This is a genomic window from Methylobacterium cerastii (assembly GCF_022179125.1).
Classification (GTDB): Bacteria; Pseudomonadota; Alphaproteobacteria; order Rhizobiales; family Beijerinckiaceae; genus Methylobacterium; species Methylobacterium cerastii.
On sequence record NZ_BPQG01000028.1, the window covers coordinates 16,791 to 39,993 of the forward strand.

20 protein-coding genes are annotated in these 23,203 nt (G+C 72.6%); 10 read left to right on the forward strand and 10 right to left on the reverse strand.

Annotation, left to right across the window (positions count from 1 at the left end; all coding sequences use genetic code 11):
* Positions 1 to 129: 129 nt before the first annotated feature.
* On the reverse strand, positions 130 to 1,089 hold the full coding sequence (locus tag MFF13_RS09535; RefSeq protein WP_147752743.1) for an aldo/keto reductase: 960 nt from the start codon (positions 1,087 to 1,089) through the stop codon (positions 130 to 132).
* A gap of 5 nt (positions 1,090 to 1,094) precedes the next feature.
* The gene (locus MFF13_RS09540; RefSeq protein WP_147752742.1) at positions 1,095 to 1,739 is read right to left on the reverse strand and encodes an MBL fold metallo-hydrolase; all 645 of its coding nucleotides are present in this window, start codon (positions 1,737 to 1,739) and stop codon (positions 1,095 to 1,097) included.
* 269 nt (positions 1,740 to 2,008) lie between these two features.
* Between MFF13_RS09540 and MFF13_RS09545 the strand changes: the two genes are divergently transcribed.
* The gene (locus MFF13_RS09545) at positions 2,009 to 4,351 is read left to right on the forward strand and encodes a TonB-dependent receptor family protein (protein WP_238272070.1); all 2,343 of its coding nucleotides are present in this window, start codon (positions 2,009 to 2,011) and stop codon (positions 4,349 to 4,351) included.
* Positions 4,352 to 4,366: 15 nt separating this feature from the next.
* Here MFF13_RS09545 and MFF13_RS09550 read toward each other — a convergent pair whose 3' ends face one another.
* The 3 genes from MFF13_RS09550 to MFF13_RS09560 form a co-directional block, all read right to left on the reverse strand.
* Positions 4,367 to 4,735 (reverse strand): hypothetical protein, encoded by a 369-nt coding sequence (locus tag MFF13_RS09550; RefSeq protein ID WP_147752740.1) that lies wholly within the window; start codon positions 4,733 to 4,735, stop codon positions 4,367 to 4,369.
* 64 nt (positions 4,736 to 4,799) lie between these two features.
* Entirely contained in the window at positions 4,800 to 6,467 is a 1,668-nt protein-coding gene (locus tag MFF13_RS09555) for an alpha-amylase family protein (protein ID WP_147752739.1), read from the reverse strand.
* Between the two features lie 71 nt (positions 6,468 to 6,538).
* Positions 6,539 to 6,859 carry a BrnA antitoxin family protein gene (locus MFF13_RS09560; RefSeq protein WP_147752738.1) on the reverse strand — a complete coding sequence of 107 codons (321 nt, stop codon included), beginning with the start codon at positions 6,857 to 6,859 and terminating at the stop codon, positions 6,539 to 6,541.
* 371 nt (positions 6,860 to 7,230) lie between these two features.
* Here MFF13_RS09560 and MFF13_RS09565 point away from each other — a divergent pair, with 371 nt between their 5' ends.
* Positions 7,231 to 10,284: a penicillin-binding protein 1A gene (locus tag MFF13_RS09565; protein WP_147830424.1), complete on the forward strand. Its 3,054-nt coding sequence runs from the start codon at positions 7,231 to 7,233 to the stop codon at positions 10,282 to 10,284.
* Between the two features lie 101 nt (positions 10,285 to 10,385).
* Positions 10,386 to 11,399, forward strand: a complete 1,014-nt coding sequence (locus MFF13_RS09570; RefSeq protein ID WP_147754642.1) for a hypothetical protein — start codon at positions 10,386 to 10,388, stop codon at positions 11,397 to 11,399.
* 75 nt (positions 11,400 to 11,474) lie between these two features.
* On the opposite strand, the gene MFF13_RS09575 is transcribed toward MFF13_RS09570, so the two are convergent.
* Positions 11,475 to 11,714: a hypothetical protein gene (locus tag MFF13_RS09575; RefSeq protein ID WP_147754639.1), complete on the reverse strand. Its 240-nt coding sequence runs from the start codon at positions 11,712 to 11,714 to the stop codon at positions 11,475 to 11,477.
* A 262-nt stretch (positions 11,715 to 11,976) separates the two neighbouring features.
* Here MFF13_RS09575 and MFF13_RS09580 point away from each other — a divergent pair, with 262 nt between their 5' ends.
* Together MFF13_RS09580 and MFF13_RS09585 are read left to right on the forward strand one after the other, a co-directional pair.
* Complete coding sequence (locus MFF13_RS09580; protein ID WP_147754640.1) at positions 11,977 to 12,225, forward strand: hypothetical protein; 249 nt, start codon at positions 11,977 to 11,979, stop codon at positions 12,223 to 12,225.
* Between the two features lie 288 nt (positions 12,226 to 12,513).
* Complete coding sequence (locus tag MFF13_RS09585; protein ID WP_147830428.1) at positions 12,514 to 13,134, forward strand: hypothetical protein; 621 nt, start codon at positions 12,514 to 12,516, stop codon at positions 13,132 to 13,134.
* 20 nt (positions 13,135 to 13,154) lie between these two features.
* Here the strand turns inward: MFF13_RS09585 and trhA are convergent, their stop codons facing one another.
* Both trhA and MFF13_RS09595 read right to left on the reverse strand, forming a co-directional pair.
* Complete coding sequence (trhA, locus tag MFF13_RS09590) at positions 13,155 to 13,838, reverse strand: PAQR family membrane homeostasis protein TrhA (RefSeq protein WP_147754641.1); 684 nt, start codon at positions 13,836 to 13,838, stop codon at positions 13,155 to 13,157.
* A 150-nt stretch (positions 13,839 to 13,988) separates the two neighbouring features.
* Positions 13,989 to 15,098, reverse strand: a complete 1,110-nt coding sequence (locus MFF13_RS09595) for a COX15/CtaA family protein (protein ID WP_147830430.1) — start codon at positions 15,096 to 15,098, stop codon at positions 13,989 to 13,991.
* Between the two features lie 185 nt (positions 15,099 to 15,283).
* Here MFF13_RS09595 and MFF13_RS09600 point away from each other — a divergent pair, with 185 nt between their 5' ends.
* Entirely contained in the window at positions 15,284 to 15,490 is a 207-nt protein-coding gene (locus MFF13_RS09600; RefSeq protein ID WP_147754807.1) for a DUF2842 domain-containing protein, read from the forward strand.
* Positions 15,491 to 15,564: 74 nt separating this feature from the next.
* Positions 15,565 to 15,942 carry a hypothetical protein gene (locus tag MFF13_RS09605; RefSeq protein ID WP_238272072.1) on the forward strand — a complete coding sequence of 126 codons (378 nt, stop codon included), beginning with the start codon at positions 15,565 to 15,567 and terminating at the stop codon, positions 15,940 to 15,942.
* A gap of 15 nt (positions 15,943 to 15,957) precedes the next feature.
* Here the strand turns inward: MFF13_RS09605 and MFF13_RS09610 are convergent, their stop codons facing one another.
* On the reverse strand, positions 15,958 to 17,019 hold the full coding sequence (locus MFF13_RS09610; RefSeq protein ID WP_147754099.1) for a polysaccharide deacetylase family protein: 1,062 nt from the start codon (positions 17,017 to 17,019) through the stop codon (positions 15,958 to 15,960).
* Between the two features lie 317 nt (positions 17,020 to 17,336).
* Between MFF13_RS09610 and MFF13_RS09615 the strand changes: the two genes are divergently transcribed.
* The gene (locus MFF13_RS09615; protein ID WP_147754098.1) at positions 17,337 to 18,488 is read left to right on the forward strand and encodes a GNAT family N-acetyltransferase; all 1,152 of its coding nucleotides are present in this window, start codon (positions 17,337 to 17,339) and stop codon (positions 18,486 to 18,488) included.
* Positions 18,489 to 18,536: 48 nt separating this feature from the next.
* Here the strand turns inward: MFF13_RS09615 and MFF13_RS09620 are convergent, their stop codons facing one another.
* A complete protein-coding gene (locus tag MFF13_RS09620; RefSeq protein ID WP_238272073.1) occupies positions 18,537 to 20,930 on the reverse strand; it encodes a GumC family protein in 2,394 nt (797 codons plus the stop codon).
* A gap of 189 nt (positions 20,931 to 21,119) precedes the next feature.
* Between MFF13_RS09620 and MFF13_RS09625 the strand changes: the two genes are divergently transcribed.
* Entirely contained in the window at positions 21,120 to 21,743 is a 624-nt protein-coding gene (locus tag MFF13_RS09625) for a polysaccharide biosynthesis/export family protein (RefSeq protein WP_147754096.1), read from the forward strand.
* 141 nt (positions 21,744 to 21,884) lie between these two features.
* A complete protein-coding gene (locus MFF13_RS09630; protein WP_147754095.1) occupies positions 21,885 to 23,132 on the forward strand; it encodes a glycosyltransferase family 4 protein in 1,248 nt (415 codons plus the stop codon).
* Positions 23,133 to 23,203 lie beyond the last annotated feature (71 nt).

Below are 23,203 nucleotides of genomic sequence, written 5' to 3' on the forward strand. Positions count from 1 at the left end.
TGGGAGCAGCCCCGCCTGCGATTCGATCAGTCCGCCCCATATAGGCGTTCCGCCTTGAAATTGCATCGTTTCCGGGCACGCACGGCCAAGCTCGTTCCCGTGTTCTGACCGCGCCGCGTTAACGCCGGGTTAGACCTGAATCCCGCCCGCCGTCGCCACGTCGAGCCGGGCGACCGCGTCCGGCGAAAGCCGCAGGGTCACGGCGCCGACGAGCTCGTCGAGCTGGGCCGTCGAGGTCGCGCTGGCGATCGGCGCGGTGACGCCGGGCCGGGCCATGATCCAGGCGAGCGCCACCTGCGCCGGGGTGGCGTCGTGCTCGGCGGCGACCGCGTCGAGGACGCCCAGCAGCGCAAAGCCCTTCGGCGTCAGGTACTTGGAAACCCGGTTCTCGCGGGCGCGGCCGGCGGCGGATTCCGCCGAGCGGTACTTGCCCGTGAGGAAGCCGGCCGCCAGCGAGAAGTAGCCGATGACGCCGAGCCCCGCCTCGCGGCACAGGGGCTCGAGATCGGCCTCGTAGCCGCGCTCGGCGAGGCTGTAATCGGGCTGCAGGCATTCGTAGCGCGGCAGGCCCTCGCGCTCCGAAATCGCCAGCGCCTCGCGCAGGCGAACGGCCGAGAAGTTCGAGGCGCCGACCGCCCGGACCTTGCCCGCCTGGATCAGGCGTTCGTAGGCGCGCAGCGTCTCCTCCTGCGGGGTCGCCGCGTCGTCCGCATGCGACTGGTACAGGTCGATCCGGTCGGTCCGCAGCCGGCGCAGCGACGCCTCGCAGGCCTCGGCGATGCGCGCGGGCGCAAGGCCGGTGCGGCCCTCGCCCATGTCCATGCCGACCTTGGTCGCCAGCACGATCCTGTCGCGCAGGCCGCGCGCGGCGAACCAGCGCCCGATCACCGCCTCCGACTCGCCGCCGGCATGACCGGGCGCCCAGCGCGAGTAGACGTCGGCCGTGTCGACGAAGTTCAGGCCCGCCTCGACCAGGCGGTCGAGGATCGCGAACGACGTGGTCTCGTCGGCCGTCCAGCCGAAGACGTTGGCGCCGAGGCACAGGGGGGCGACGGCGAGGCCGGAGCGGCCGAGGGGGCGCTGTTCCATCGCGCTCAACCCTGCAGGAACGGGTTCGAGACCCGTTCCTCGCCGAGCGTCCCGGTGGGGCCGTGGCCGGGGATGAAGGCGAGGTCGTCGCCGAGCGGCAGCACCTTTTCCTTGATCGCGCGGATGAGCTGGTCGTGGTTGCCGCCCGGCAGGTCGGTGCGTCCGACCGAGCCCTTGAACACCACGTCGCCGACCAGCGCGAAGCGCGCATCGCGGCTGACGAAGACCACGCTGCCGGGCGAATGTCCCGGCGCATGCAGGATGTCGAAGGCCAGCGGGCCGACGGTGACCGCGTCGCCCTCGTCGAGCCAGCGGTCCGGCGTCACGACGCGGGCGCCGTCGATGCCGTAGTTGGCGCCGGTCTCGGGCAGCGAGTCGAGCAGGTAGCGGTCGGCCTCGTGCGGGCCCTCGATCGGCACGCCCAGGCGCTCGCGCAGCTCGGCCGCGCCGCCGGCATGGTCGATGTGCCCGTGCGTCAGCAGGATCTTCTCCACGCGCACGCCCTGCTCGGCGATGGCCGCCTCGATCCGGTCGAGGTCGCCGCCGGGGTCGACGACGGCGCCGACCTTGGTCGCCGCGTCCCAGATCAGGGTGCAGTTCTGCTGGAAGGGCGTCACCGGGATGATCCCGACGCGGGGCGTGCCTGGCATGGTCGTCCGTTCACGAAACTGGAGGGCGCGAGGTCCACACGTTCTAGCCCGTATCGGATCGAGCCGCACCCCACGGACGCTTGTATCCGAAATGCGACGGCTGGGCCGATTCACCGGCGCCCCGCCGGACTCCGCTGGTTGGTTGACCGCGCAACCGATACAACCTTGTGCGCAATCCTATGTCGTCCCGCGGATCCGCCCGTGCCTGTGTCCGTGCCGCCCGCACTCCTCGACGCCGCCGCACGGCCGCCGGCCGCGCCGCGCGTCGAATGAGGGCGTTCCGGCATCCGGGGCCAAGCGCCCGCGCCCGGCGGATCGCGCCGGCCCTGGCGCTGGCCCTGGCCCAGCTCCCGTCCGCGGCGGCGGCCCGGGAGCGGGCCGAGGACGGCGTCACCCTCGACACTCTGACGGTGACGAGCGAGGCCCCCGCCGGCGCGAGCCGCGCCCTCCTGGCCCGCACCTTCGGCGTATCCGCTCCGCCCGGGTCGGCGCCGGCTCCGATCGAGAACCCGGTCGGCCAGGTGGTGACGTCGGTCGGCCGCGACGGCACGATCGACGACCGGCCGCCGACGACGATCGGCGCGGTGCTCGCCAACAGCCCCGGCGTCACCGTCCGCCAGGGGCTCGGCGGCCGCGACGTGGTGATCTCGATCCGCGGCAACAACGCCCGCTCCACCGGAATCACCCGCAACATGGTGGTGCTGGAGGACGGGTTCCTGGTGACGCAAGCCGACGGCGCCTCGCGCTTCGACCTGTCGGACCCCCGCGCCTATTCCCGCATCGACGTGTTCCGCGGGCCGCAATCGGCGCTGTTCGGCAACTACGCCAGCGGCGGCGCGCTGGCGTTCCGCACCCGCACCGGCCGGGAGATCGACGGCTACGAGGTCGCGGTCGACGCCGGCAGCTTCGGCGTCGTGAACAGCGCCTTCGCCGTCGGCCAGGCGAGCGGCCCGTTCGAGATCAGCCTGTTCTCCAGCGACGCGCGCGGCGACGGCTACCAGGGCCATTCGAGCTTCGACACCCAGACCGTGAACCTGCTGGCGAGCTGGACGCCGAGCGCGGACGACCGCTTCACCCTCAAGGTGATCGACAACCACGTCTCCGCCGGGCTGCCGGTGCGCGCGTCGCTGAACCAGTTCACCCTCAACCCGTACCAGCGCGGCTGCGAGACCGCGTCCGCCGCCGCGCCCGGCTGCGCGACGGTCGCGCTCCTGCGCAACGGCGTCTCCGGCCGCACCGTGGCGGTGACCGCCGACGAGGGCGGGTTCGGGCGCGACGACCGCCGCACGGTCGTCGCCGGGCGCTGGGAGCACGACGTGGACGCGCAGACGACCTGGCGCGTCCAGGCCGGCTACGACGCGCGCTCCTACGACCAGCGGTTCTACGTGCAGGCCGGCCGCGCCAGCCTGCCGTCGCTCAACCTCGCCGCCGACCTGACCCGGCGCGGCGAGCTGTTCGGGCTCGCCGCCACCGGCTTCCTGGCCTTGGGCTACGACACCATCGACATCCGCGCGCCGACCTTCAACCGGGCGGCCTTCGGCGGCCCGCGGCTCGGCGCGCTGGTCGGCCTGCAGGAGGCGACGCAGGAGAACCTCGGCGGCCGGGCGCGGGCCGAGATCGCCGTGTCCGACCGCTGGACCGCCGTGCTCGGGGTCGGCGCGACGCGCACCGCGATCTCCGGGCGCAACACCATCTTCGCCTACACGGAGGCCGGCGCCGCCTCCGCGGTCACCCCGGTCGACCCGGCCTACGTCAACGTCGCGCCCGAGCTCGTCCTCGTCTACCGGCCGGATGCGGACTGGACCCTGCGCGGGCGGGTCGCCACCGGCTACGCGACCCCGTCGGTGGGCAACCTGTTCGTCACGCCGGCCGGCATCCCCGGCTCGAACACCGGGCTCCGGCCCCAGGAGAACCTCGGCTTCGACCTCGGCGCGGAATGGTCGCCGCTGGCGGGCGTGCGCGTCAGCCTCACCGGATTCTACGAGTTCTTCCGCAACGAGCTGGTCGGCCAATCCCCGGGGGCGGGGCTCCTGTCCTACACCTTCAACGTGCCGGCCTCCGAGCACCGCGGCATCGAGCTCGGAGCGGAGGCGGCCCTCGGCTCGGGCTGGCGGGGGACGCTGGCCTACAGCTTCGACGCCCAGGTCTACACCCGCTTCGTCGAGCGACTGGCGGCCGGCGCCTTCGCCGCCGCGTTCGACCGGGCCGGCAATCGCATCGTCGGGGTGCCGGAGCACCAGGTCCTCGCCCGGATCGGCTACGACGTGCCGGCCGGGCCGCTCGCCGGCCTCGGCGCCTACGCCGAAGCGGTGATGCAGGACGGCTTCTTCCTCGACAACGCCAACCTGCTGCGGGTGCCGGGCTTCGCGGTCCTGAACCTCAACGTCCACTACGCGACGGCGCTCGTCGGCTACGCCCGGCGCCTCGACCTCTACGGCGAGGTCCGCAACGTGTTCGACACGGCCACTGTCGGCGCCGCCAACCCGCTCGCCAATTCCCTCAACGCCGTCACCGGCCTGCAGAACGGCCGCGCCGTCCTGGCCGGCACGAGCGGGGCGATCTTCGCCGGGCCGCCGCGGACCTTCATGACCGGGATGCGGCTGCGGTTCTGACGCGCGCCCGGCGCCTTACTCTGACGCGCCGCCCTTCGGCCGGCGGAACCCGTCGTGGAGCGCCAGCATCTCGGCCATGCCGAGCGCCCGGCTGCTCCAGCGGGTCTCGGCGGTGTTCACCTGGGTGAAGCGGTCGTGCGACCGGCCGCCATAGGCGCCGAACAGCACCCGCCCCTCCGCGCCGTCCGGCGCCGGGCGGTCGATCCGGTACGAGGGCGGTCCGCCCTTGGCGGTGACGCCGATCCGCACCGCGGCGTCGCCGAAATGCTTCTGGCACATCCGCATGGTGGCGAGCACGGCGCGAAGGTAGGCCTCGCCGTCCTCCAGGTCGGGCAGCACGTCCGCGATGGTCGCATCGGGCGAAAGAGGGGGGCGTCGGGGCATCGGCATCTCGCTTCGTGCTCCCCCCTACCCTGCCGGGGGCGCAAGCGCGAGGCGTCCGCGCCCCTCAGGTCGGCTTGCGCTTCAGGAGCGCGTCGAGGCCGCCGACCCGGAACCAGTGGTAGCCGTAGCCCTCCAGGTAGAGGCAGTGGCGCCCGTCTTCGTCCGCCTCGCTCCGCGCGCCGGTGAGCAGGTCGACGAGCACGAGGCCGTCCGGCGCGGCGACGCCGGTGTCGAGAGCGAGCTCGGTCGGGCCGGGCCCGAGGTTGTGCACGCACAGGACCGCGTTGCCGCGCCAGTCGTAGCGGAGCGCCAGCACCGCCGGCCGGCCGGTCTCGAGGGCGGTGACGTCGCCCCAGCCGATCTCCGGCGCCTCCTTGCGCAGGCGGATGATGCTCTGCATCCAGTTGAGGAGCGAGCCCGGGTCGTGGCGCTGGTCGGCGACGTTGACGTGGGCGTAGCCGTAGGGGCCGTGGTCGATCGGCGGCATGGTCGGCGTCGCCGACCGGGTGAAGCCGCCCTGGGCCTCGGGGGTCCACTGCATCGGCGTGCGGGCGCAGTCGCGCTCCTTCAGGGACAGGTCGTCGCCCATGCCGATCTCGTCGCCGTAGCGCAGCACCGGCGTGCCGGGCAGGGTGAACATCAGCGAGTAGGCCAGGCGGATGCGGCGCGGGTCGCCGTCGAGCATCGGCGCGAAGCGGCGGCGGATGCCGCGGTCGTAGAGCTGCATCCCCTTCTCGGGGCCGAATTCCTCGAAGACGGTCTGGCGCTGCTTCTCGGTCAGGCGGCCGAGGTCGAGCTCGTCGTGGTTCCTCAGGAAGATGCCCCACTGGCACGAGAGCGGGCGCGGCTTCGTCCGCTCGATCGCCTTGGCCAGCGGCCGCGCGTCGTGGCCGGCCAGCGCGTAGAACGTCGCCTGGTTGATCTGGAAGTTGAACATCATGTGCATGCGGTCGGCGTCGTCGCCGAAGTAGTCGAGGTCCTGCTTGGGCAGGATGTTGGCCTCGGCCAGGATGATCGCGTCGCCCTTGCGCCATTGCAGGAACTCGCGGAAGTCGCGCAGCATGTCGAACTGCTCGGTCGGCGCACCCGCCACGTCGGCGCCCTTGCGCGCGATGACGAAGGGCACCGCGTCCATGCGGAAGCCCGAGACCCCGAGCTCGATCCAGAACCCCATGATCTTCAGGATCTCGGCCAGCACCGCGGGGTTGGCCGTGTTCAGGTCGGGCTGGAAGTCGAAGAAGCGGTGGAAGTAGTAGGCCTTGGCCTGCGCGTCCCAGGTCCAGGTCGTCTTCTGGACACCGGGAAACACCATGCCCTCGGAGGCCGTGGCCGGCTTCTCCTTCGACCAGACGTACCAGTCGCGGTAGGGCGAATCCGGGTCGGAGCGGGCGGACTGGAACCAGCGGTGCTGGTCCGAGGTGTGGTTGACCACGAGGTCGATCAGCACCCGCAGGCCGCGCTGCTTGGCGGCGTGGGTGAAGGCGACGAAGTCGCCGAGCGAGCCGTAGGCCGGGTCGACCCCGTAATGGTCGGCGATGTCGTAGCCGCCGTCGCGCTTCGGCGAGGGCTGGAACGGCATCAGCCAGACCGCGGTGACGCCGAGCCCCTGGAGATAGTCGAGCCGCCGCTCCAGCCCGGCGAAATCGCCGATCCCGTCCCCGTCGGCATCCATGAAGGTGCCGACCGACAGGCAGTAGATCACCGCGTTCTTGTACCAGAGGTCGTTGATCATGCGCGTGGCCCTCGTCGGGGTCGAAGGGGCCGCGGCGTCCGGGCGCGGCGACGGAACGGACGGACGGACGGCTACTTCCGCGCGTGTTCCATGTAGGCGCGCAGCACGGCGTTGATCCGGGTCTGGTACCCGCGTCCCTGGCCCTGGAAGAAGGCCAGCACGTCGGCGTCGAGCCGGATCGTCATCGGTTTCTTGCGCGACTCGGGGTGGAAGACCGCCTTGCTCCAGTCGATCTCCCGCCCCGCCTCGTCGGGATCGGACGCGATCGCGGCCTCGACCTCGGCATCGGTCATGGCCTTCACGGCCTCCCAGTCGGTCTCGCTCTCCCCGCGCTCAACCATCGCCTTCAGTTCCGCGGAGGGATAGCTGACGATACGCTTCCCGCTCTCCATTGCGTGCTCTCCTCATCGAGATCGCTCGCCGCGTCTCGCTCCGCCATGTCCAGATCAGGGTGACGAACAGGTCGTCCAGGATCGCGACCGTGAACTGGCGTCTCTCGCCGCGGTCTGCCATCGAAGAGGGCGGCCGCATCTCGGAAGTCGAGCCGATGCTTGAGCAGATTCGTCCGGCGCTTGGCCTCGTCCCACTCGAACATCGCACCTCACCGTAACGTGTCCATACGAGGCGTCAATACGCGGCCGCACGCAAGCCCCGAGCCTGGGAGGCTCCTTAAAACAGCCGCGTTGTGCACGCCCTGTTCAGCCGCCCGCGCCAAAGGTCGGCGTGCGCTGAGAAACCCAGCCGTGCCGGTGCCCCGGATCGCATGAACACCATCCTGATCAAGCTGTTTGCGACCGCCCTGACGCTGAGCCAGGTCACGACCAAGCCCGAGGCGCTGAAGACCCAGTTCGACCCGGCCGTGGACGGTCCGCAGGTCGTTCAGATCCTGCGCGACGGCTGCGCGCACATGCGAAAGGCCTTCGACATCGAGGACATCAACCTCGACGAGCTGATCTCCACCGCGATGGAGGACCCGACGGCCGTGGCCGGGCCGGCGGCGCCCAAGATCCTGCACGGGCTCGACATCGGCGAGCTGAATACGAGCTACAAGCAGTTCTGCAAGGGCGAGAACCCGAAGGGCTCGCCGTTCGACGCCCGCGAGGTGATCGAGTTCTACAACCGCGCGACCACCGACCTGCCGACCGCCGAGGCCCTGCGCGACAAGGCGCTGCCGGGCATGACCCGCATCCTCGACGCCTCGGGGAAGCCCTTCGCCGAGACCTTCGAGCCGAACGGCCGCCGCCTCGTCGTGCCGATCGCCGACGTGCCGCCGCTGGTCCGACAAGCCTTCATCGCCGCCGAGGACAAGCGCTTCGAGAGCCACCACGGCATCGACGAGCGGGGCGTGATCCGCGCCTTCATCGGCAACCTCGCCGCCCCCGGCCGGCCGGCCGGCGGCTCGACCATCACGCAGCAGGTGGTGAAGAACCTCTCGGTGGGCGACGACGTCACCTACGAGCGCAAGATCCGCGAGATGATCGTCGCCTCCCGCCTGGAGCGCATCCTCGGCAAGCCGCAGATCCTCGGGCTCTACCTCAACGGGATCTATCTCGGCCGCGGCGCCTACGGCATCGAGATGGCCGCCAGGAGCTATTTCGGGAAGTCGGTCGGGCAACTCACCCTGCCCGAGGCGGCGTTGCTCGCCGGCATGCCCAAGGGGCCGAACTTCTACAGCCCCGACAAGTACCCCGAGCGGGCCCGCGAGCGCCGCGCCTACGTCCTCGCCCGCCTCAAGGAGGAGGGGGCGATCACCGAGGCCGAGATGGCGGCGGCCGTCGCCTCCGACCTCGGGCTGAAGCCGGTCGAGACCGCGCGGCGCGATTCCGGGTTCTACGTGGTCGACCACCTCACCCGCGAGGCCCGCACCTTCGCCGGGCTGGATTCGCTCACCGCCCACTCCTTAACCGTGCGCTCGACGATCAACGCCGGGCTGCAGCGGGCGGTCGAGGGTGCGTTGCAGGACGGGCTGGCGAATTACGAGCGCGGCACCGGGCGCCAGACCTATCCGGGGCCGGAGTTCAACCTCACCGAGAGCGTGCGCAAGCTCCAGGCGGCGGTCCCCGCCCCCGAGGCCGCGCCGCAATCGCTGCCGGGCGTCACCGGTGCGGAGGCCAAACCTACAGAGATCAAGCCTGCCGAGATCAAGCCTGCCGAGGCGAAGGCGCCCGTCGGCAGGCCGGCGCGCGGGAAGGCGACCGTCGCCGCGCCGGCCGGGAAGCCCGTGTGGCTGCGCGCGCTCGAGAGCGCCCGGCCGGTGCTCTACGACGTGCGCTGGCCGCTCGCCGTGGTGCTGGAGACCGGCCGCAACGGCGTGAAGGTCGGGCTCGGCGACGGCCGCGTCGCGTCGCTCGATCCCGGCATCGCGCGGGGCAAGCTGCAGCCCTACGACGTCGTCCGGGTGAAGCTGCGCGAGGGCAAGGGGCCTCGTGACGAGAAGGGCCTTCGTGCCGAGATCCGGGTGAAGCCGTCCGTGCAGGGTGCGGCTCTGGTGCTGGAGAACCGAACGGGGCGCATCCTGGCGATGGCCGGCGGGTTCTCCTATCCGGCGAGCCAGCTCAACCGCGTGACGCAGGCGGTGCGCCAGCCGGGCTCGACCCTGAAGCCGCTGACCTACCTCGCGGCCCTCAACGCCGGGCTCCAGCCCAACACCCTGGTGATGGACGCGCCCGTGACCCTGCCTCCGATCGGCGGGGTCGGCGACAGCTGGTCACCGAAGAACTACGACGGCGGCGGCTCCGGGCCGACGACCTTGCGGCGGGGCTTGGAATTCTCGAAGAACCTCGTCACCGCCCGCCTGCTCCAGGGCGGCATCGCGGACAAGGCGCCGGCCAGCCTCAAGCGCGTCTGCGACATCGCGCTGGAGGCGCAGATCTACGCGGCCTGCGAGCCGTACTATCCGTTCGTGCTCGGCGCCCAGCCGGTGCGGATGATCGATCTCGCCGGCTTCTACGCCGCGGTCGCCAACGAGGGCGCGCGCACCGCGCCCTACGCCCTCGAAGGGGTCGAGCGCGACGGCACGCCCGTCTACGCCCACGCCGCCCGCGAGCCGGTGCGGATCGGCTCGGCCGACCGGGTGGCGTTCTACCAACTCAAGACCATGCTCCAGGGCGTGACCAACCACGGCACCGCGGCGGCCCTGTCGCGGGTCTCGCAGTTCGTCGCCGGCAAGACCGGCACCTCGGAGAACGAGAACGACGCGTGGTTCGCCGGGTTCACCAACGAGGTCACGGTGGTGGTCTGGGTCGGCTACGACAACGCCGACGGCACCCGCAAGACGCTCGGCCGCGGCCAGACCGGCGGCCACGTCTCCGTGCCGATCGCGTCGGCGATCTTCCAGGCGGCCTGGGCCAACGGGGTGGCCAAGACCCCGCTCGCCCCGCCCTCCCCCGAGGCGCGTCAGATGCTCGTCGACGTCTCGATCGACCCGCGCAGCGGGCAGCGCGTCGCGGGCGGCGGGTTCACCGAGCACTTCCGCAAGGCCGCCGACGGCCGCATGGCCGACACGCAGTACAAGCTGCTGCCGCGCGAGAACGCCTACGCGATGCGGCCGGACGCGGAGGACGGCGACCTCTCGGGGACCGAGGACGGCGCCGACGTGGCCGGCGACGCCTTCGGCAACCGCGCCCCCGACGCCGACCTGCTCGACCCGTTCGGCGACCGCCGCCCGGCGCTCCGCAGCCGGCGGGCGCAGGGCGACGTCGAGGGCGGCTACCGGCCCTGGCCCGGCCAGACCGCGCGTTCGCCCTTCGGCGACGACGACCTGCGCCCGCGCCGCCGCGATCCCGACTACCTGTTCGGCGACGACCCGCGCTACTGACGCCGCCCCCCCCTTCTCCCCTTCGAGGTCCTTCCGTGCTGCTGCAGCGACCCGTTCGCCTTGCCTTGCCCCTGCTCGTGCTCGCGGGCGTCCCGTCCGCGATGGCCCAGGCGACGCCCCCCTCGCCGGCGCAACCGGGCATGGCCGCGACGGCCGCGACGGCCGGGCGCATCCGGGAGGTCGCCTCGGTCGCCGCCGTCGACCCGACCACGCTGAAGCCCGGGACGATCCTGGTGAGCGACCACCGCGACACCCCCTCGGCGCCCGAGAACGGGCTGACGCCCTACCTCGACTGGGTGCGGACCAAGCCGGTGGAGGCGGCCGCGCTCTCGCCCTTCCCCGGCTACAAGGAGCCGGACTACACCACCACCGTGAACGGGGTCGCCAAGCCGCGGCACGAGGCGCTGAAGGTCTACGTCGCCGAGGGGCGCTTCGTGGTGGCACGGCCCGCCGAGGCGATCGACCTGTCGGCGCTGGCGCAGCTCGGCTTCGTGCAGGCGATGGACCCGGCGATCAAGCACAAGGCGCTCGACCCCGCCGACGTGACGCCGACGAAGGACCCGGCCGCGGCCTTCGCCCGCCGTCCCGACCGGCCGTGGTGCGAGCCGGGCACGGTGTGCATCGAGTCGCGCTACGACCTGGAGGGCAAGCTGCCGCTGGGCGTGAAGCTCGCCAACAAGCTGGAGGAGGGCGGCGCCAAGAAGATCGCCGAGTTCGTCTCGTTCCAGAGCGAGCTGCGCACCCTACCGCCCGACCGGGCCGCGAGCCTGGGGGCGCTGACCAAGGTCGACACCACGGTGACGGGCGGGCTCGAGCAGACGATCTTCTGGGTCAACCAGATCCTGCGCTTCGGCAAGTTCCTGGCGGTGTTCCAGCCGATGCCGAACGACCCGACCAAGACCGTCGTCACCACCTACATGGCGCTGGCGATCAAGGGCGACGTCCTCGACCGCAAGGCGGAATACGCCCGCGTGCCCGTGCTGAGGAACCTGCTGCCGGCGCAGGTGCTGATGGGCAACTCGAGCTTCAACACCGGCACCTCGATCAGCGCCGGCCTGCCGACCTACGCCCGCAACCGCATCGCGGCCTTCGCCGACGCCCTCGCCAAGCGCTAAGCGCCCCCGGGGCCTCGCCCCGCACCGCGGAAGGCGGCGCGGGGACCGGCCCGAACGATCGGAGACGCCGGCGGATCAGTAGCCGCGATTCACGATCGAGGGCATCGAGGGCTGCGTGTACAGGCGGTTCACGTCGGGCCGGGTCTGGGTGCCGTTGGTGTCGTTCGAGCGCCGGTAGTTGTCGGTGTTGAAGGTCTCCGCCAGGCCGCTGCGGCTGTCGGGGCCGTCGACGCTGTTGCAGGCGGCGAGGCCGCCGAGCAGGGCGGCCGCGAGGGCGAGGGGAGCAAGGGTCCGAAGGGTCGGGACGGGGCGCATCGCAGGTTCCTGGGGCGTCATCGTGAGGGAGGCGCGGGAATCGCCGGTGCCGGCGGAGGTGTCGGGCCGGTGTGGCCGCGTCAAGGCGGTGCCGCTCGCGTAAAGCGGTTGCCGGGGATCCGATGTCGGATGGCCACGGAAAAGTCACCACGGCGTGGCTTTGCGGCCGCGAACCGGGGCATTCGTGTGGAGGAGCCGCCCCACAACCCTGGCCAAGCGGCCGCGTTCCGGCGACAACCGCCGGGATGAGCCGAAAGCCTTCATGAGCAACGTCCTGCCCTTCCGCCCGCGCACCCCCGTGCAGCAACTCGCCCGGTGCGAGGTCGTCGCCGTCGCCGGCGACCTCCTCACGCTGCTCGAACAGCTCGAGGATGTGAGCGCGCGCGCCGCCGCCATGGGGCGCCCGGCCCTCGAGGTCGAGCGCACGGTCCAGCACCTGCTCGACGCGGTCGGCGCCGTCGAGCGCGCGCTCGACTGCATCGGCGAGGGCGAGCAGGCCGCGCCGGCCTGACGCCGGGCGCCACGTCCCGACCCGAATGCACGACTCGTACGGGGCATGAGAACCCGAACGAGGACGGCGCGAACGCAATCCGACCCCGACGCGAGCGCCTCTCGTAGGCTCGTCGCACGCTCGCCCTCGCGAGCCCGCCTCCCGCCCTGACACACCGAGCCGACCTGCCGACGTTGCGTGCAATGTCCGCGGAACTGTCGCGCTTAAGTTGTCGTTGAGGGGGTGTCGCAGCGCACGCGCCGTGCGGTGCGCCCCATTTCCAATGCTCGAGCATCCTCGGAGGGATCGATGACGTCGTCCTTGAACCGTCGCGCCCTCGCCGTGGTGATCGCCGGCGGCCTCGTCGCAGGCGGCGCCGCCCAGGCCCAAGCGGCCGAGATCGGCTTCTTCGAGGCCTTGTTCGGCGGGGCGCGGCCGGCCGTGCAGGCGCCCGAGCCGAGCCAGCCCGCCTACGCCGGGGCCCAGATCCGTCACCGCAGCCGCCGGGCCGCCGCGCCGCGTCCGCGGATCCGCTACGCCGCCCTGCCCGCCTCCGAGCCGTTGAAGGTGCGGATCACCGATCGCCAGAAGCCGATCGACATGAAGGGCGGCGCCGTCGCCGCCCTGATGAAGGACGAGACTCTGCGCCCCGGCGACATCGTGGTCCTGAACACCGGCGCCCGCGTCTTCACCGGCGATCCCGACGCGGCGCACACGATGCGCGACTTCGTCCCGGTGGAGCGCTCGACCTACGTCGACCGCGGCACCCGCAAGCAGCTCGCCGCCCTGATGGCGCCGGCCTCGGCCTTGCCGGCCGACCAGGCCCGAAAGTTCGTCGAGCGCCTGAAGAGCACCCCCCGCACCCCCGCGACGCTCGTGCCGCAGCAGGCCTCGATGCGGATCATCAGCCCCTGGACGGTGGCGCCGTAAGGCGCCGACCCGCTCGCCGTTCAGGTCGCCGAGGCGCCGGCGAGGCTCGCCCAGACCGTGCCGTAGTGGCAGGCGGCCGCGGCGAGCACGAAGGCGTGCCAGATGGCGTTCTGGAACGGCAGCTTGCGCCAGACGTGGAAGATGACGCCGACCGAGTAGAGCAGGCCGCCGACGGCGAGCATCCATAGGGCGGTCGGCTGCAGGGCCGAGATCACGGATTCGTAGGCGAACAGGCCGCACCAGCCGAGCAGCAGGTAGAGGCCGATCGACAGGCGGTCGAAGCGGCCGGGCAGCAGCAGCTTCACGGCGATGCCGATCCCGGCCACGATCCAGACGAAGGCGAGGAGCCCCCAGGCCATCGGCCCTGTCCCGACGAGGGCGACGAGCGGCGTGTAGGTGCCGGCGATCATCAGGTAAATCAGCGCGTGGTCGGCCCGGCGAAGCAACCATTTGCGCCGGCCGACGGGGTAGAGGTTGTAGGTCGCCGAGACCGCCAGCATCGAGACCAGTGCGGTGGCGTAGACCGCCACCGCGATCCGCTCGGATAGGCCGAGATGCTCGGTCAGCGCCATCGAGACGAGGGCGACCGCACCGGCGAGGCCGAGGAGCACGCCGAGGCCGTGGACCACCCCGTCGGCGACGATCTCGCGCGGGGTGTAGTGCCAGGTCAGACCGACCGGTCGTCCATCTTCGGCCAGGAACATCACAGCCTCCTGCAACGCGTCAAGGCTAAGCCGTTTCGATGACACTCGTTCCACCGGCAGACCACGCAGTCCCGGTCGATCGCGACTTTTCCACCGTTCAGGATCAATCTTCATCCTGAACCGGTGATGTCAGAGGTCTCCGAGGCTCCGTCAGGCCCCCCGGCCTGCGAGCGCCTCGAAGCCGAACGCCGCCACCGCCGGCCCGCTGGCGCGGGGCGCGCGCACGAGGCCGCGGCTCAGGCGCGCATGCACGGTGGCCATCACCAGCACGGCCATCGCCAAAACCTGGTGTGCGAGCGCCGCCCAGAGCGGCACGGCCATGAGCAGCGTCGCGATCCCGAGGCCGGCCTGCGCCAGGGCGAGACCGGCGACGCCGGTGGCGCGGCGCGCGACGGAGCTGCCCGGGGCGGCGACCCGCGCGTCGACCGCGTGCGCGAGGGCGACGGCGAGGAGCAGGTAGGCGGTGAGCCGGTGGTTCAGCTGGACCAGGGTCACGTTGTCGACGAAGTTCTCGATCCAGGGCCGCACCGAGAACAGGGTCTCCGCCGGCGGGATCAGCGCGCCGTCCATGGTCGGCCAGGTGTTGTGGACGAGGCCGGCATGGGAGCCGGCCACCAGCCCGCCGAGGAAGATCTGCGCGAGCACCAGAGCCGGCAGGGCGAGCGCGACCGCGCGCAGCCGCGGCGCGGCAGGGGCGACGCCCGCGCTGCGCTCGCCGGCAGCGAGCCACACGAGGCCCGCCAGGATCAGGCTCGCCATGGTGAGGTGGAGGGCGAGCTTGATCGGCGCCACCGCGGTCATGCCGGGCTGCAGCCCCGAGGCCACCATGATCCAGCCGATCGCCCCTTGCGCGGACCCGAGGATTCCGAGCGTCAGCAGGCCGAGCCCGAGGCGCCGGCTCAGCATGCCGCGCCACCAGAACGCGATCAGCGGCAGGAAGAACACCAGGCCGACGATCCGCCCGAGCAGGCGGTGGCCCCATTCCCAGAAGTACAGGACCTTGAAGTCGGACAGGCCCAGGCCCTGGTTGAGGATGCGGTATTGGGGCGTGTCGCGGTACTTCTCGAACTCGGTCGCCCAGTCGGCGGCCGAAAGCGGCGGCACCACGCCGGTGACGGGGCGCCATTCGGTGATCGACAGGCCGGACCCGGTCAGGCGCGTCGCGCCGCCGACCGCCACCATCGCGACCACGAGGGCGGCGAGGAGGTAGAGCCAGGTGCGGACGGCGCCTTCGCGGCGCGGGGATTCGGCAGGCCTCATCGGGGCGTCGTCGCTCGGATCGGTGAGAGGGAGCCACCGGGTTAGGCAAAGCCGGCGCCCGCGGCAACGTCCGGCGTTGCCGCACGCCACCCGAATCGTAGGGAAGCCAAGGGGATGGCGCCGATCCGACGCGTTGCCATCGTCGCGCCTCGGCGCTACCCCCGGGGCTCGCACGAGGGAATTGCATGCGCCGCCGCACCCGCACCCTGATCGGGACGATCGGGATCCTGGGCTTCGTCATCGTCTACGCGCCGCTGGCGATGGCTCTCGCCGACAGCCGCATCGCCGAGGCCCCGCCCCTGCTCCAGACCGTGCTCTACAGCATCCTGGGCATCGCCTGGATCTTCCCGCTGATGCCGCTGATCAAGTGGATGGAACGGCCCGACCGCTGAGGCTGCCCGCGTTTTCGCCGCACTCGGGGGCGAGAAGCGGCCGACCCGCGCCGCTCGCCTCGCAGATGTCGTTCATGCCCCTCCCGAAATCGTCCCCCGCCCTCGCCGGGTTGCTCCTCCTGTGGCTCGGCGCCGCCGCCCAGGCCCAGGGGACGCCGCGCTCGGTCGGGGAATGCGAGCGCCTGAAGAACGACCTCGCCTACAACCAGTGCCTCGCCATGTTCGGCCCCGCGGCCAAGAACGTCGCCGGCGGCTACGCGGCGGGCGAGACCCCGCCCGCCCCCGCCCTGCCCGCGACGGCGGCTGCCGCCGCCCAGGCCGACGAGGCGGTCGAGGAGCCTCGCGGCGGCCGGCGCGGGCGATACCGCGTCCGCCGCGGCCGCCAGAGCGCGGTGTTCACCGCGGGCAGCAGCGAGGGCCGCTCCTACCGCCATCGCCGCCGCCGTCGGTGATCGCGGGCCCGCGCCTCACGCCACGTTGAGGCGCCGGCCGCGGTTCCAGGCGAGGAACGGCACGCCCGAGAGCAGGCCGGAAAGCGCCGCCCGCGACTGGTGGCAGCCGTTGACCGAGACCCGCGGCAGGGCGTGCAGGTGGCCGGCATGGTCGGGGAAGAGATGGCCCGGCCGCGTCGTCACCGCGGTCTCGAAGCCGAGGTCGCGGGCGAGCCCGAATTCCCGTGCGCCGGCCGAGGTCGGGTCACCCACCGGGTAGGACAGGTGCCGTACCGGTCGCGCCAGCTCGGCTGCCAGCCGCTCGCGCCCTTCGCCGACCTCGCGGGCGACCGCCTCGATCCCGTGCTTGGCCAGCATCGGATGGCTCCGCGTATGCGCGCCGAAGGTGACGGCCGGGTCCCGGCCGAGCGCCCGCAGGTCGTCCCACGACAGGCAGAGCTCGCGGGCGACCGCGCCCGGGGCGATGCCGGCCTCCGCGCACAGCGCTGCGATCCGGTCGAGCAGCCGCGCCTCGGAGCCGCCGCGCAGGTCGCGGTAGACCGCCTCGAAGGCGAGGGCCTTCTCCTGCGGGCTGCGCGCCGGCAGGTCCACGTCGCGCGGGCCGACGGCGACGCGGACCCGCTCCAGCCGGCCGATCGCCCGCTCCAGCTCGATCCACCACAGCCGCCCGGTCTGGTCGGCGAAGTCGCTGGTGACGAAGAGCGTCCACGGCACGCCGTGGCGGGCCAGCACGGGCCGGGCATGCACGACGTTGTCGCGGTAGCCGTCGTCGAAGGTCAGCACCGCGAAGGGCGGCCGGTAGCGCGCGGCGGCGAGGCGCTCGGGCACCTCGTCGAGGCCGACGACCTCGAAGCCGCGGGCGTCGAGCTCGCGCAGGGTCGCGTCGAGGAAGTCCGGCGTGATCGAGAGCAGGCGGTTGGGCGCGTAAGGACCCGGGGCCTCCGGGCTGACGTGGTGGAAGGTGAGGATCACCCCGAGGCCGCAGGCGGCCGGCGCGAGCCAGCGGTCGGCCCCCGTGGCGGAGACGGCCCGGAACCCGGCCTCGAACAGCCGGTGGCGGTTTCGGGACGACAGCATGGCACCGCCTCGGTGGCGCAGGAACGCAACACGGGCGACGCCGTGCGCGGCGCCCCCCTTCCTTGTCCCGGTTCGGCGTAAACAAAGGCTGAGGCTCGGGCCGTGCCTGCGGCGCGCAACGATCCGTTAGCCACGCCGGCGCTTCGCCCGGCCCGACCGCGCGTTCGCGTTGCCACGTACACCCCGGCTTAGGGGCCGGTGCCCAGAAGTGGCGCCCGGGACCGATGGTTTGCCGCCTCCACGGGGGTCGGCGCGGGGGATGGGCGATGGCGGTCGTGGCAGGCGGTCCGATGGACCGGGATCTCGCAGGAGCGACCATGGCCCGCGCGCACGCTCAGTCCGGCCTGACCGCGGAGGTCTTCACCGACCTCGCGGCCGTCGAGGCCCTGTGGCGCGGGCTCGAGGCCGACCCCGCCTGCCTCGCCACGCCCTACCAGCGCTTCGACTGGGTCCGCGCCTACGCGGGAGCGACCGTCGCCCCCGGCGCGCTGCGGGTCGTCGTCCTGCGCGACGCCGCCGGCCGGCCGCGCATCCTGCTGCCGCTGGTGGTCGAGCGCCGCCGCGGCGTCGCGATCGCCCGGACGCTCGGTGGCGACCACGCCAACTACCACCTGCCGCTGTTCTCCGCCCGCGACGCCGCCGCCGTTCCGGCCGAGGACGTGATCGCGGCGCTCGGCCAGGTCGGGCGCGCCTCCGGCGTCGACGTCTACGCCCTCGGGCACCAGCCCCGCACCTGGGACGGCGCGGTCAACCCGCTGGCGATCCGCGGCGAGGCCGCGCCGAGCGACGGCTACGGGATGATGCTCGGCCCCGACCCCGAGTCGACGCTCAGGCGCGCCTTCAGCGCCGACGCGCGCAAGAAGCTGCGCTCGAAGGAGAAGCGCCTGATCGAGGCGCACGGCCCCCTCGCCTACCGCAAGGCGGCGGACGGCGCCGAGGCCGAGCGGTACCTGTCCGCCTTCTACGCGCAGAAGGCGGCGCGCTTCTCCGCCATGGGCATCGACGACCCCTATGCCGACCCGGCGATCCGCGCCTTCCTGAGCGAGGCCACCGCGAGCGAGAACCCGGCGGTGGAGGTTCACGCCCTGGTGCTGGAGGCGACCGGCCGCGTGCTCGCGACCTTCGGCGGCGCCGTCGACGGCGCGCGCTATTCCGGCATGATGACGGCGTTCGACGCCGATCCCGAGGTCGCCCGCTTCAGCCCCGGCGACCTGCTGCTCCATCACCTCGTGCGCGACCAGGCCGCCCGCGGCCGCCGCGCCTTCGATCTCGGCGTCGGCGAGGCCCGCTACAAGGCGAGCATCTGCGACGAGACCATCCCGCTGGTGGAGGTGATGCTGCCGGTGACGCTCCGCGGCCACGCCTACGGGCTCGTCGCGACGCGCCTCACCCGGCTCAAGCGCCGGATCAAGCGCGACCCGCGCCTGTTCGCCCTCGTGCAGCGGCTGCGGCGGATGCGGGCCGGTTGAAGGGCTCGTCCCCGCCATCCGCTTGGATGGGCGGGAACGGCGTCCCGGTCAGGCCGCGGACAGGCGCAACGCCATCGGCTCGGCGTCGTCCTGCGCCGTCCGGTCGTGCCGCTGCCGGGCAGGCCGATCCTGCGCCGGCTTGTCCTGGGCGACCAGCACCTGGCCCGCGCCGGAATCCTCGGCGATGGCGAACAGGTCGCCGAGGTCGGGATCGTCGAGCGCCGCGTTCGAGGCGATGATCACGCTGTCCATCAGCGTGCCGAGGGCGGCGAGCAGCTCGTGCGCGCCGGGCTCCGCCCGCAGGCGGCAGACCACCCAGTCGTAGGCCTCGGCCATCGCCTCGATGGTGATCGCCACCGAAGCCGGCTCCTCCAGCAGAACCTCGATCTCCAGCGAGCCGGCGGCGATCCGGTGGATGGCGGAGCCGCGTTCGGCCTGGATCACGTTGAGGAAGGCAGCTTCGCCGGCGACGAGGTCGGTCAGGCCAGGTGCCTCGGCGTCGGAGGCCGGGCCGTTCAGGTCGACCGCAAGCGCCGAGGCCCGGCCCGAGAGCGCCGCCTCCAGGGCCTCGACGAGGCTCTTGCCGGGAACCGGCCGGGCGGCGCCTGCGGTCTCGACCACGAGGAGGGTGCGCCCGCCGCCGGCGCGCGGGCCGGCTTCGAGGCGCGCGATCAGCGGCGCGAGATCGAAGGAGCCGGCGCGTGGCGTGGCGGGCTGGCTCGACGCAGGCGCGGCCTCGACCTTCGCCGCGGTCGGCGCTTCCGCCGGGGTGTGCTCGGCCGAGACGGGTTCGGCCAAGTCCTGTTCGGCCAAGTCCTGTTCGGCGAAGTCGGGTTCGGCCATCACGGGTTCGGCCATCGCATGCGTGCCGGCGACCGGTCCGGCCTCGGCGGCTGCCCAATGGGCGGGCGGGACGGCTTCGGGGAAGGCGAAGCGCTCCGGCCGCGCAGCCGGCGACGGCGCGTCGGCGGCCTCCTCCTCCTCGCGTTCGCGGCGACCGCCCCCCGTGGGATCGGACAGGAGGTGGCGGGCGACGACCACGCCGGCGGCGAGCATCAGCGTGAGCAGGGTCGCGAAGGCGACGATCGGCAGCTTCTTGGGGAAGGACGGGAGCTCCGGCGTCACCGCCCGCGAGATGATGCGCGCGTCGGCGGGCGTGGCGCTCTCGCCGTCGCGGGCGGCGGCCTCGCGGTAGCGCGACAGGTAGGATTCGAGCTGCTCGCGCTGGACCTTGGCCTCGCGCTCCAGGGCGCGCAGCTGGATCTCGCTGGTGTTGCCCTTGACCACCACGTCGCGCTGGCCGTCCACGGCCGCCTGCAGGCTCTCGACGCGGGAGGCCGCGATCTTGGCGTCGTTCTCCAGGGTGCGCCCGACGCGCTCGGCCGAGGCCTTGATCTGGGCGTCGAGGTCCTGCAGCTGGGCGGTCAGCTCCTTGATGCGCGGATGCGCCGGCAGGAGCGTCCGCGATTCGAGGGCGAGCTGCCCGCGGATCGTGATGCGGTTCTCCACCGTGCGCCGGATGACCTCGTTGTTGGCGACGTCGGGGATCTCGAAGGCGCGCCCGTCCTTGATCATCTCCTTGACGGCCTTCGCCCGGCCGGCGAGGTCCGCCTTCAGGATGCGGGCCTGCGACAGCTGGGTCGAGAGTTCGCCGAGCTGCTGGGCGTTGAGCGGCTGGCCGCTGGCGCCGGTGGAGCCGACGAGGCCGTTGCCGGCGCGGTAGGCCTCGACCCGCGCCTCGGCCTCAGCCACGCGCTTGCGCAAGCTGTCGATGTTGCCGCCGAGCCAGGTCGAGGCGTAGCGCGCGGTGTCGACCTTCGCCGCCTCCAGGGCTGCGATGTAGAGTTCGGAGACGGTGTTGGCGCCCTTGGCCGCCAGCTCCGCGTCCTTCGAGCGGAACTCGACCGAGAGGATGCGCGACTTGCCCGCCGGGAACACGAGCAGCCGCTCGAAATAGGCTTCCAGCACCCGGTCCTCGGCCGGGCGGTCGAGGGGGTTCTTGGCCAGCCCCAGCATCATCAGGGTTCGCTGGACCGGGCCGATGGTGCCGGCGCTCGGATCGAATTCCGGGTTGCCGACGAGGTTGAGCCGGCGGATCGCCTCGCGCGCCAGGTCGCGCGACATCATCACCTGCACCTGGCTCGCCACCGCCTGCTCGTCGATCGGCGGGACTTGCTCGGCGCGTTCGGAGGCGGTGCGGGCGAAGGCGGCCTCGCGGCTCTCCAGCAGGAGCTTCGCCTCGCCGGTGTAGCGCGGCGAGACCACCTGCACGAACACCGTCGAGAGCCCGGCGACCACCAGCGTCGGCAGCGCGATCCAGTGCCACGACCGGCGCAGCAGGGCGGGCACCTGGGCGAGATTGAGGCCGTCGGCCGGGGCGGGCCTTGCGGCGAAGGCCGGCCGTTCGATCGGGGCGGCCGCGCGCGGGGCGATTCGGGACATGGCACGATCTCTTCGCGATGCCGGGCCGCGACTGTGCCCACGCATCAACACGTGGGATCAATAGAACCTGTTAAGGTTGCTTGAGAGTTAAAGCCGGCGCGGTGCAGTGCGCCCGCCTTGGGGCGACAGAATTTCTTAACCTTAACGGATTACGAAACGATCGATCAGGCAATCACGACGGCTGTGGTGATGAACCGACGCGTACTCCTCCTCGTTCTCGCGACCAGCCTCGGGCTCGGCGGCTGCCTGCGGCCGGACTACCGGACCGCCCAGCTCGACGCGACCGGCACCGGCTCGATCGGCGCGCGCTACGCGCTCGCGGCCGGCGACAAGCTCCGGGTCATCGTGTTCGGACAGGACAACTTGTCGAACATCTACGCCGTCGACGGCGGCGGCCGCATCGCGATGCCGCTGATCGGCGTCGTCCAGATCGGCGGGCAGACCACCGGCCAGGCCGCCCGCACCATCGAGACCAAGCTCGCCGCGGGTTTCGTGCGCGAGCCGCACGTCACCGTCGAGGTCGACGCCTACCGCCCGTTCTACATCCTGGGAGAGGTCACCACCTCGGGGCAGTACCCCTTCGTCAACGGGATGACGGTCGAGACCGCCGTGGCGATCGCCGCCGGGTTCGGCCCGCGGGCGGCGCGCGACTACGCCGTGCTCACCCGTGAGGGCAAGGGCGGCCCCACCGCCGGCCCCGGCCTCGAGCCGACCAACGAGGCCGGCCGCGAGAAGCTGGTCTCGGGCATCGTGCCGATGACGTATCCCGTGCGCCCCGGCGACACGATCGTCATCAAGGAGCGGTTCTTCTGAGAGCGCGGTCGCAAGGCCGCCGTCTCGGCGATCAGTAGGACGCGCGTTAGCCGAACGTTGACCCTCGGCGCCGGAAAGGACTGCGCCCGGCCCGGTCCGCCGGCGCGGTCGCGTGCGCTTAACCGCCTGGACAGGGCCGGCATGGCAGGACAGCGGAAGCCCGCCGCACCCGCCGGCCTGGAGACGTCCGCCGTGACCCCGTCCGTCAGCCCTTCGGATGCCGAACCCCGTCGCATCCTGCACGTGTTCCGCGCGCCCGTCGGCGGCTTGTTCCGGCACGTGGTCGACCTCGCGCGCCTCCAGGCCGCGACCGGGCACCGCGTCGGGATCGTCTGCGACGCGACCACCGGCGGCGAGCGCGCCGTCCAGGCGCTCTCCGACCTCGCCCCCTGCCTCGCGCTCGGCGTCACCCGCATCCCGATGCGGCGCAACCCGCACCCGTCCGACCTCGCCTGCCTGCGCGCGGTCGCGGCTCGCGCCGAGGCCGTCGCGGCCGACGTCCTGCACGGGCACGGCGCCAAGGGCGGCGCCTACGCCCGCCTCGCTGCCGTACCCGGCGGCCGCAGCGTGATCCGCGCCTACACCCCGCACGGCGGCAGCTACAATTACCGGCCCGGCAGCCTGCTGCACCGGGTCTACATGGGCGCCGAGGGCCTGCTCGCCCGCCGCACCGACGTGTTCCTGTTCGAGAGCGAGTACGTCGCCGGGCGCCACCGCGCCTACGTCGGCACCCACGGGCGCGTCAGCCGCATCGTCCACAACGGCCTGAGCGAGGCCGAGTTCGCACCCCTGACCCCGGCGGCCGACCCGTTCGACCTGCTCTATGTCGGCGAGCTGCGCGAGGCCAAGGGCCTGCCGATCCTGCTCCAGGCCCTGGCCCTGCTGCGCGAAGAGGGCCGGAGCGTGCGCCTGCTGATGGTCGGTTCCGGCCCCGATGCCGGGCTGCTCCAGGCCAAGGCCGAAGCCCTGGGCCTTGCCGGCGCCATCGCCTTCGAGCCGGCCCAGAACATCCGCTCCGTCCTCGCCCGCGGGCGGATCATGGTGGTGCCGTCCTTCGCCGAGTCCCTGCCCTACGTCGTGCTCGAGGCGGCCGCCGCCGCACAGCCCCTGGTCGCCACCGACGTGGGCGGCATCCCCGAGATCTTCGGCTCGGCCGCCGGAGACCTCGTCCCGGCCCGCGATCCGATCGCGCTGCAGCGGGCGATCGCCCGCGTCCTCGACGAGGCGCCCGAGAGCCGCGCCGCCCGGTTCCGGACCCTGAGCGACTCCGTGCGCCAGCGCTTCTCGATGAAGCGGATGGGCGCCGACGTGCTCTCGGGCTACGCCGCTGCCTTCCGCGCCCGCCGCCCGGGGGCGTCGGCCGAACCGGCCCGCGTCGAGGCCGCCTGAGCCCGCCGACCGTCGCAGGAACGTGATGCCTGCTGTCCGCATCCCAGCGAAACGACGCCGTCGCCGTCCGC

Coding starts and splice junctions, on each gene's coding strand:
- MFF13_RS09595 (WP_147830430.1), bottom strand. CDS start 15,098: ATGAGGCCTGCCGAATCCCCGCGCCGCGAAGGCGCCGTCCGCACCTGG.
- MFF13_RS09605 (WP_238272072.1), top strand. CDS start 15,565: ATGCCCCTCCCGAAATCGTCCCCCGCCCTCGCCGGGTTGCTCCTCCTG.
- MFF13_RS09615 (WP_147754098.1), top strand. CDS start 17,337: ATGGCCCGCGCGCACGCTCAGTCCGGCCTGACCGCGGAGGTCTTCACC.
- MFF13_RS09630 (WP_147754095.1), top strand. CDS start 21,885: ATGGCAGGACAGCGGAAGCCCGCCGCACCCGCCGGCCTGGAGACGTCC.
- MFF13_RS09580 (WP_147754640.1), top strand. CDS start 11,977: ATGAGCAACGTCCTGCCCTTCCGCCCGCGCACCCCCGTGCAGCAACTC.
- MFF13_RS09540 (WP_147752742.1), bottom strand. CDS start 1,739: ATGCCAGGCACGCCCCGCGTCGGGATCATCCCGGTGACGCCCTTCCAG.
- MFF13_RS09610 (WP_147754099.1), bottom strand. CDS start 17,019: ATGCTGTCGTCCCGAAACCGCCACCGGCTGTTCGAGGCCGGGTTCCGG.
- MFF13_RS09565 (WP_147830424.1), top strand. CDS start 7,231: ATGAACACCATCCTGATCAAGCTGTTTGCGACCGCCCTGACGCTGAGC.
- MFF13_RS09555 (WP_147752739.1), bottom strand. CDS start 6,467: ATGATCAACGACCTCTGGTACAAGAACGCGGTGATCTACTGCCTGTCG.
- MFF13_RS09585 (WP_147830428.1), top strand. CDS start 12,514: ATGACGTCGTCCTTGAACCGTCGCGCCCTCGCCGTGGTGATCGCCGGC.
- MFF13_RS09550 (WP_147752740.1), bottom strand. CDS start 4,735: ATGCCCCGACGCCCCCCTCTTTCGCCCGATGCGACCATCGCGGACGTG.
- MFF13_RS09570 (WP_147754642.1), top strand. CDS start 10,386: ATGGCCCAGGCGACGCCCCCCTCGCCGGCGCAACCGGGCATGGCCGCG.
- MFF13_RS09545 (WP_238272070.1), top strand. CDS start 2,009: ATGAGGGCGTTCCGGCATCCGGGGCCAAGCGCCCGCGCCCGGCGGATC.
- MFF13_RS09535 (WP_147752743.1), bottom strand. CDS start 1,089: ATGGAACAGCGCCCCCTCGGCCGCTCCGGCCTCGCCGTCGCCCCCCTG.
- MFF13_RS09600 (WP_147754807.1), top strand. CDS start 15,284: ATGCGCCGCCGCACCCGCACCCTGATCGGGACGATCGGGATCCTGGGC.
- trhA (WP_147754641.1), bottom strand. CDS start 13,838: ATGTTCCTGGCCGAAGATGGACGACCGGTCGGTCTGACCTGGCACTAC.
- MFF13_RS09620 (WP_238272073.1), bottom strand. CDS start 20,930: ATGTCCCGAATCGCCCCGCGCGCGGCCGCCCCGATCGAACGGCCGGCC.
- MFF13_RS09625 (WP_147754096.1), top strand. CDS start 21,120: ATGAACCGACGCGTACTCCTCCTCGTTCTCGCGACCAGCCTCGGGCTC.
- MFF13_RS09575 (WP_147754639.1), bottom strand. CDS start 11,714: ATGCGCCCCGTCCCGACCCTTCGGACCCTTGCTCCCCTCGCCCTCGCG.
- MFF13_RS09560 (WP_147752738.1), bottom strand. CDS start 6,859: ATGGAGAGCGGGAAGCGTATCGTCAGCTATCCCTCCGCGGAACTGAAG.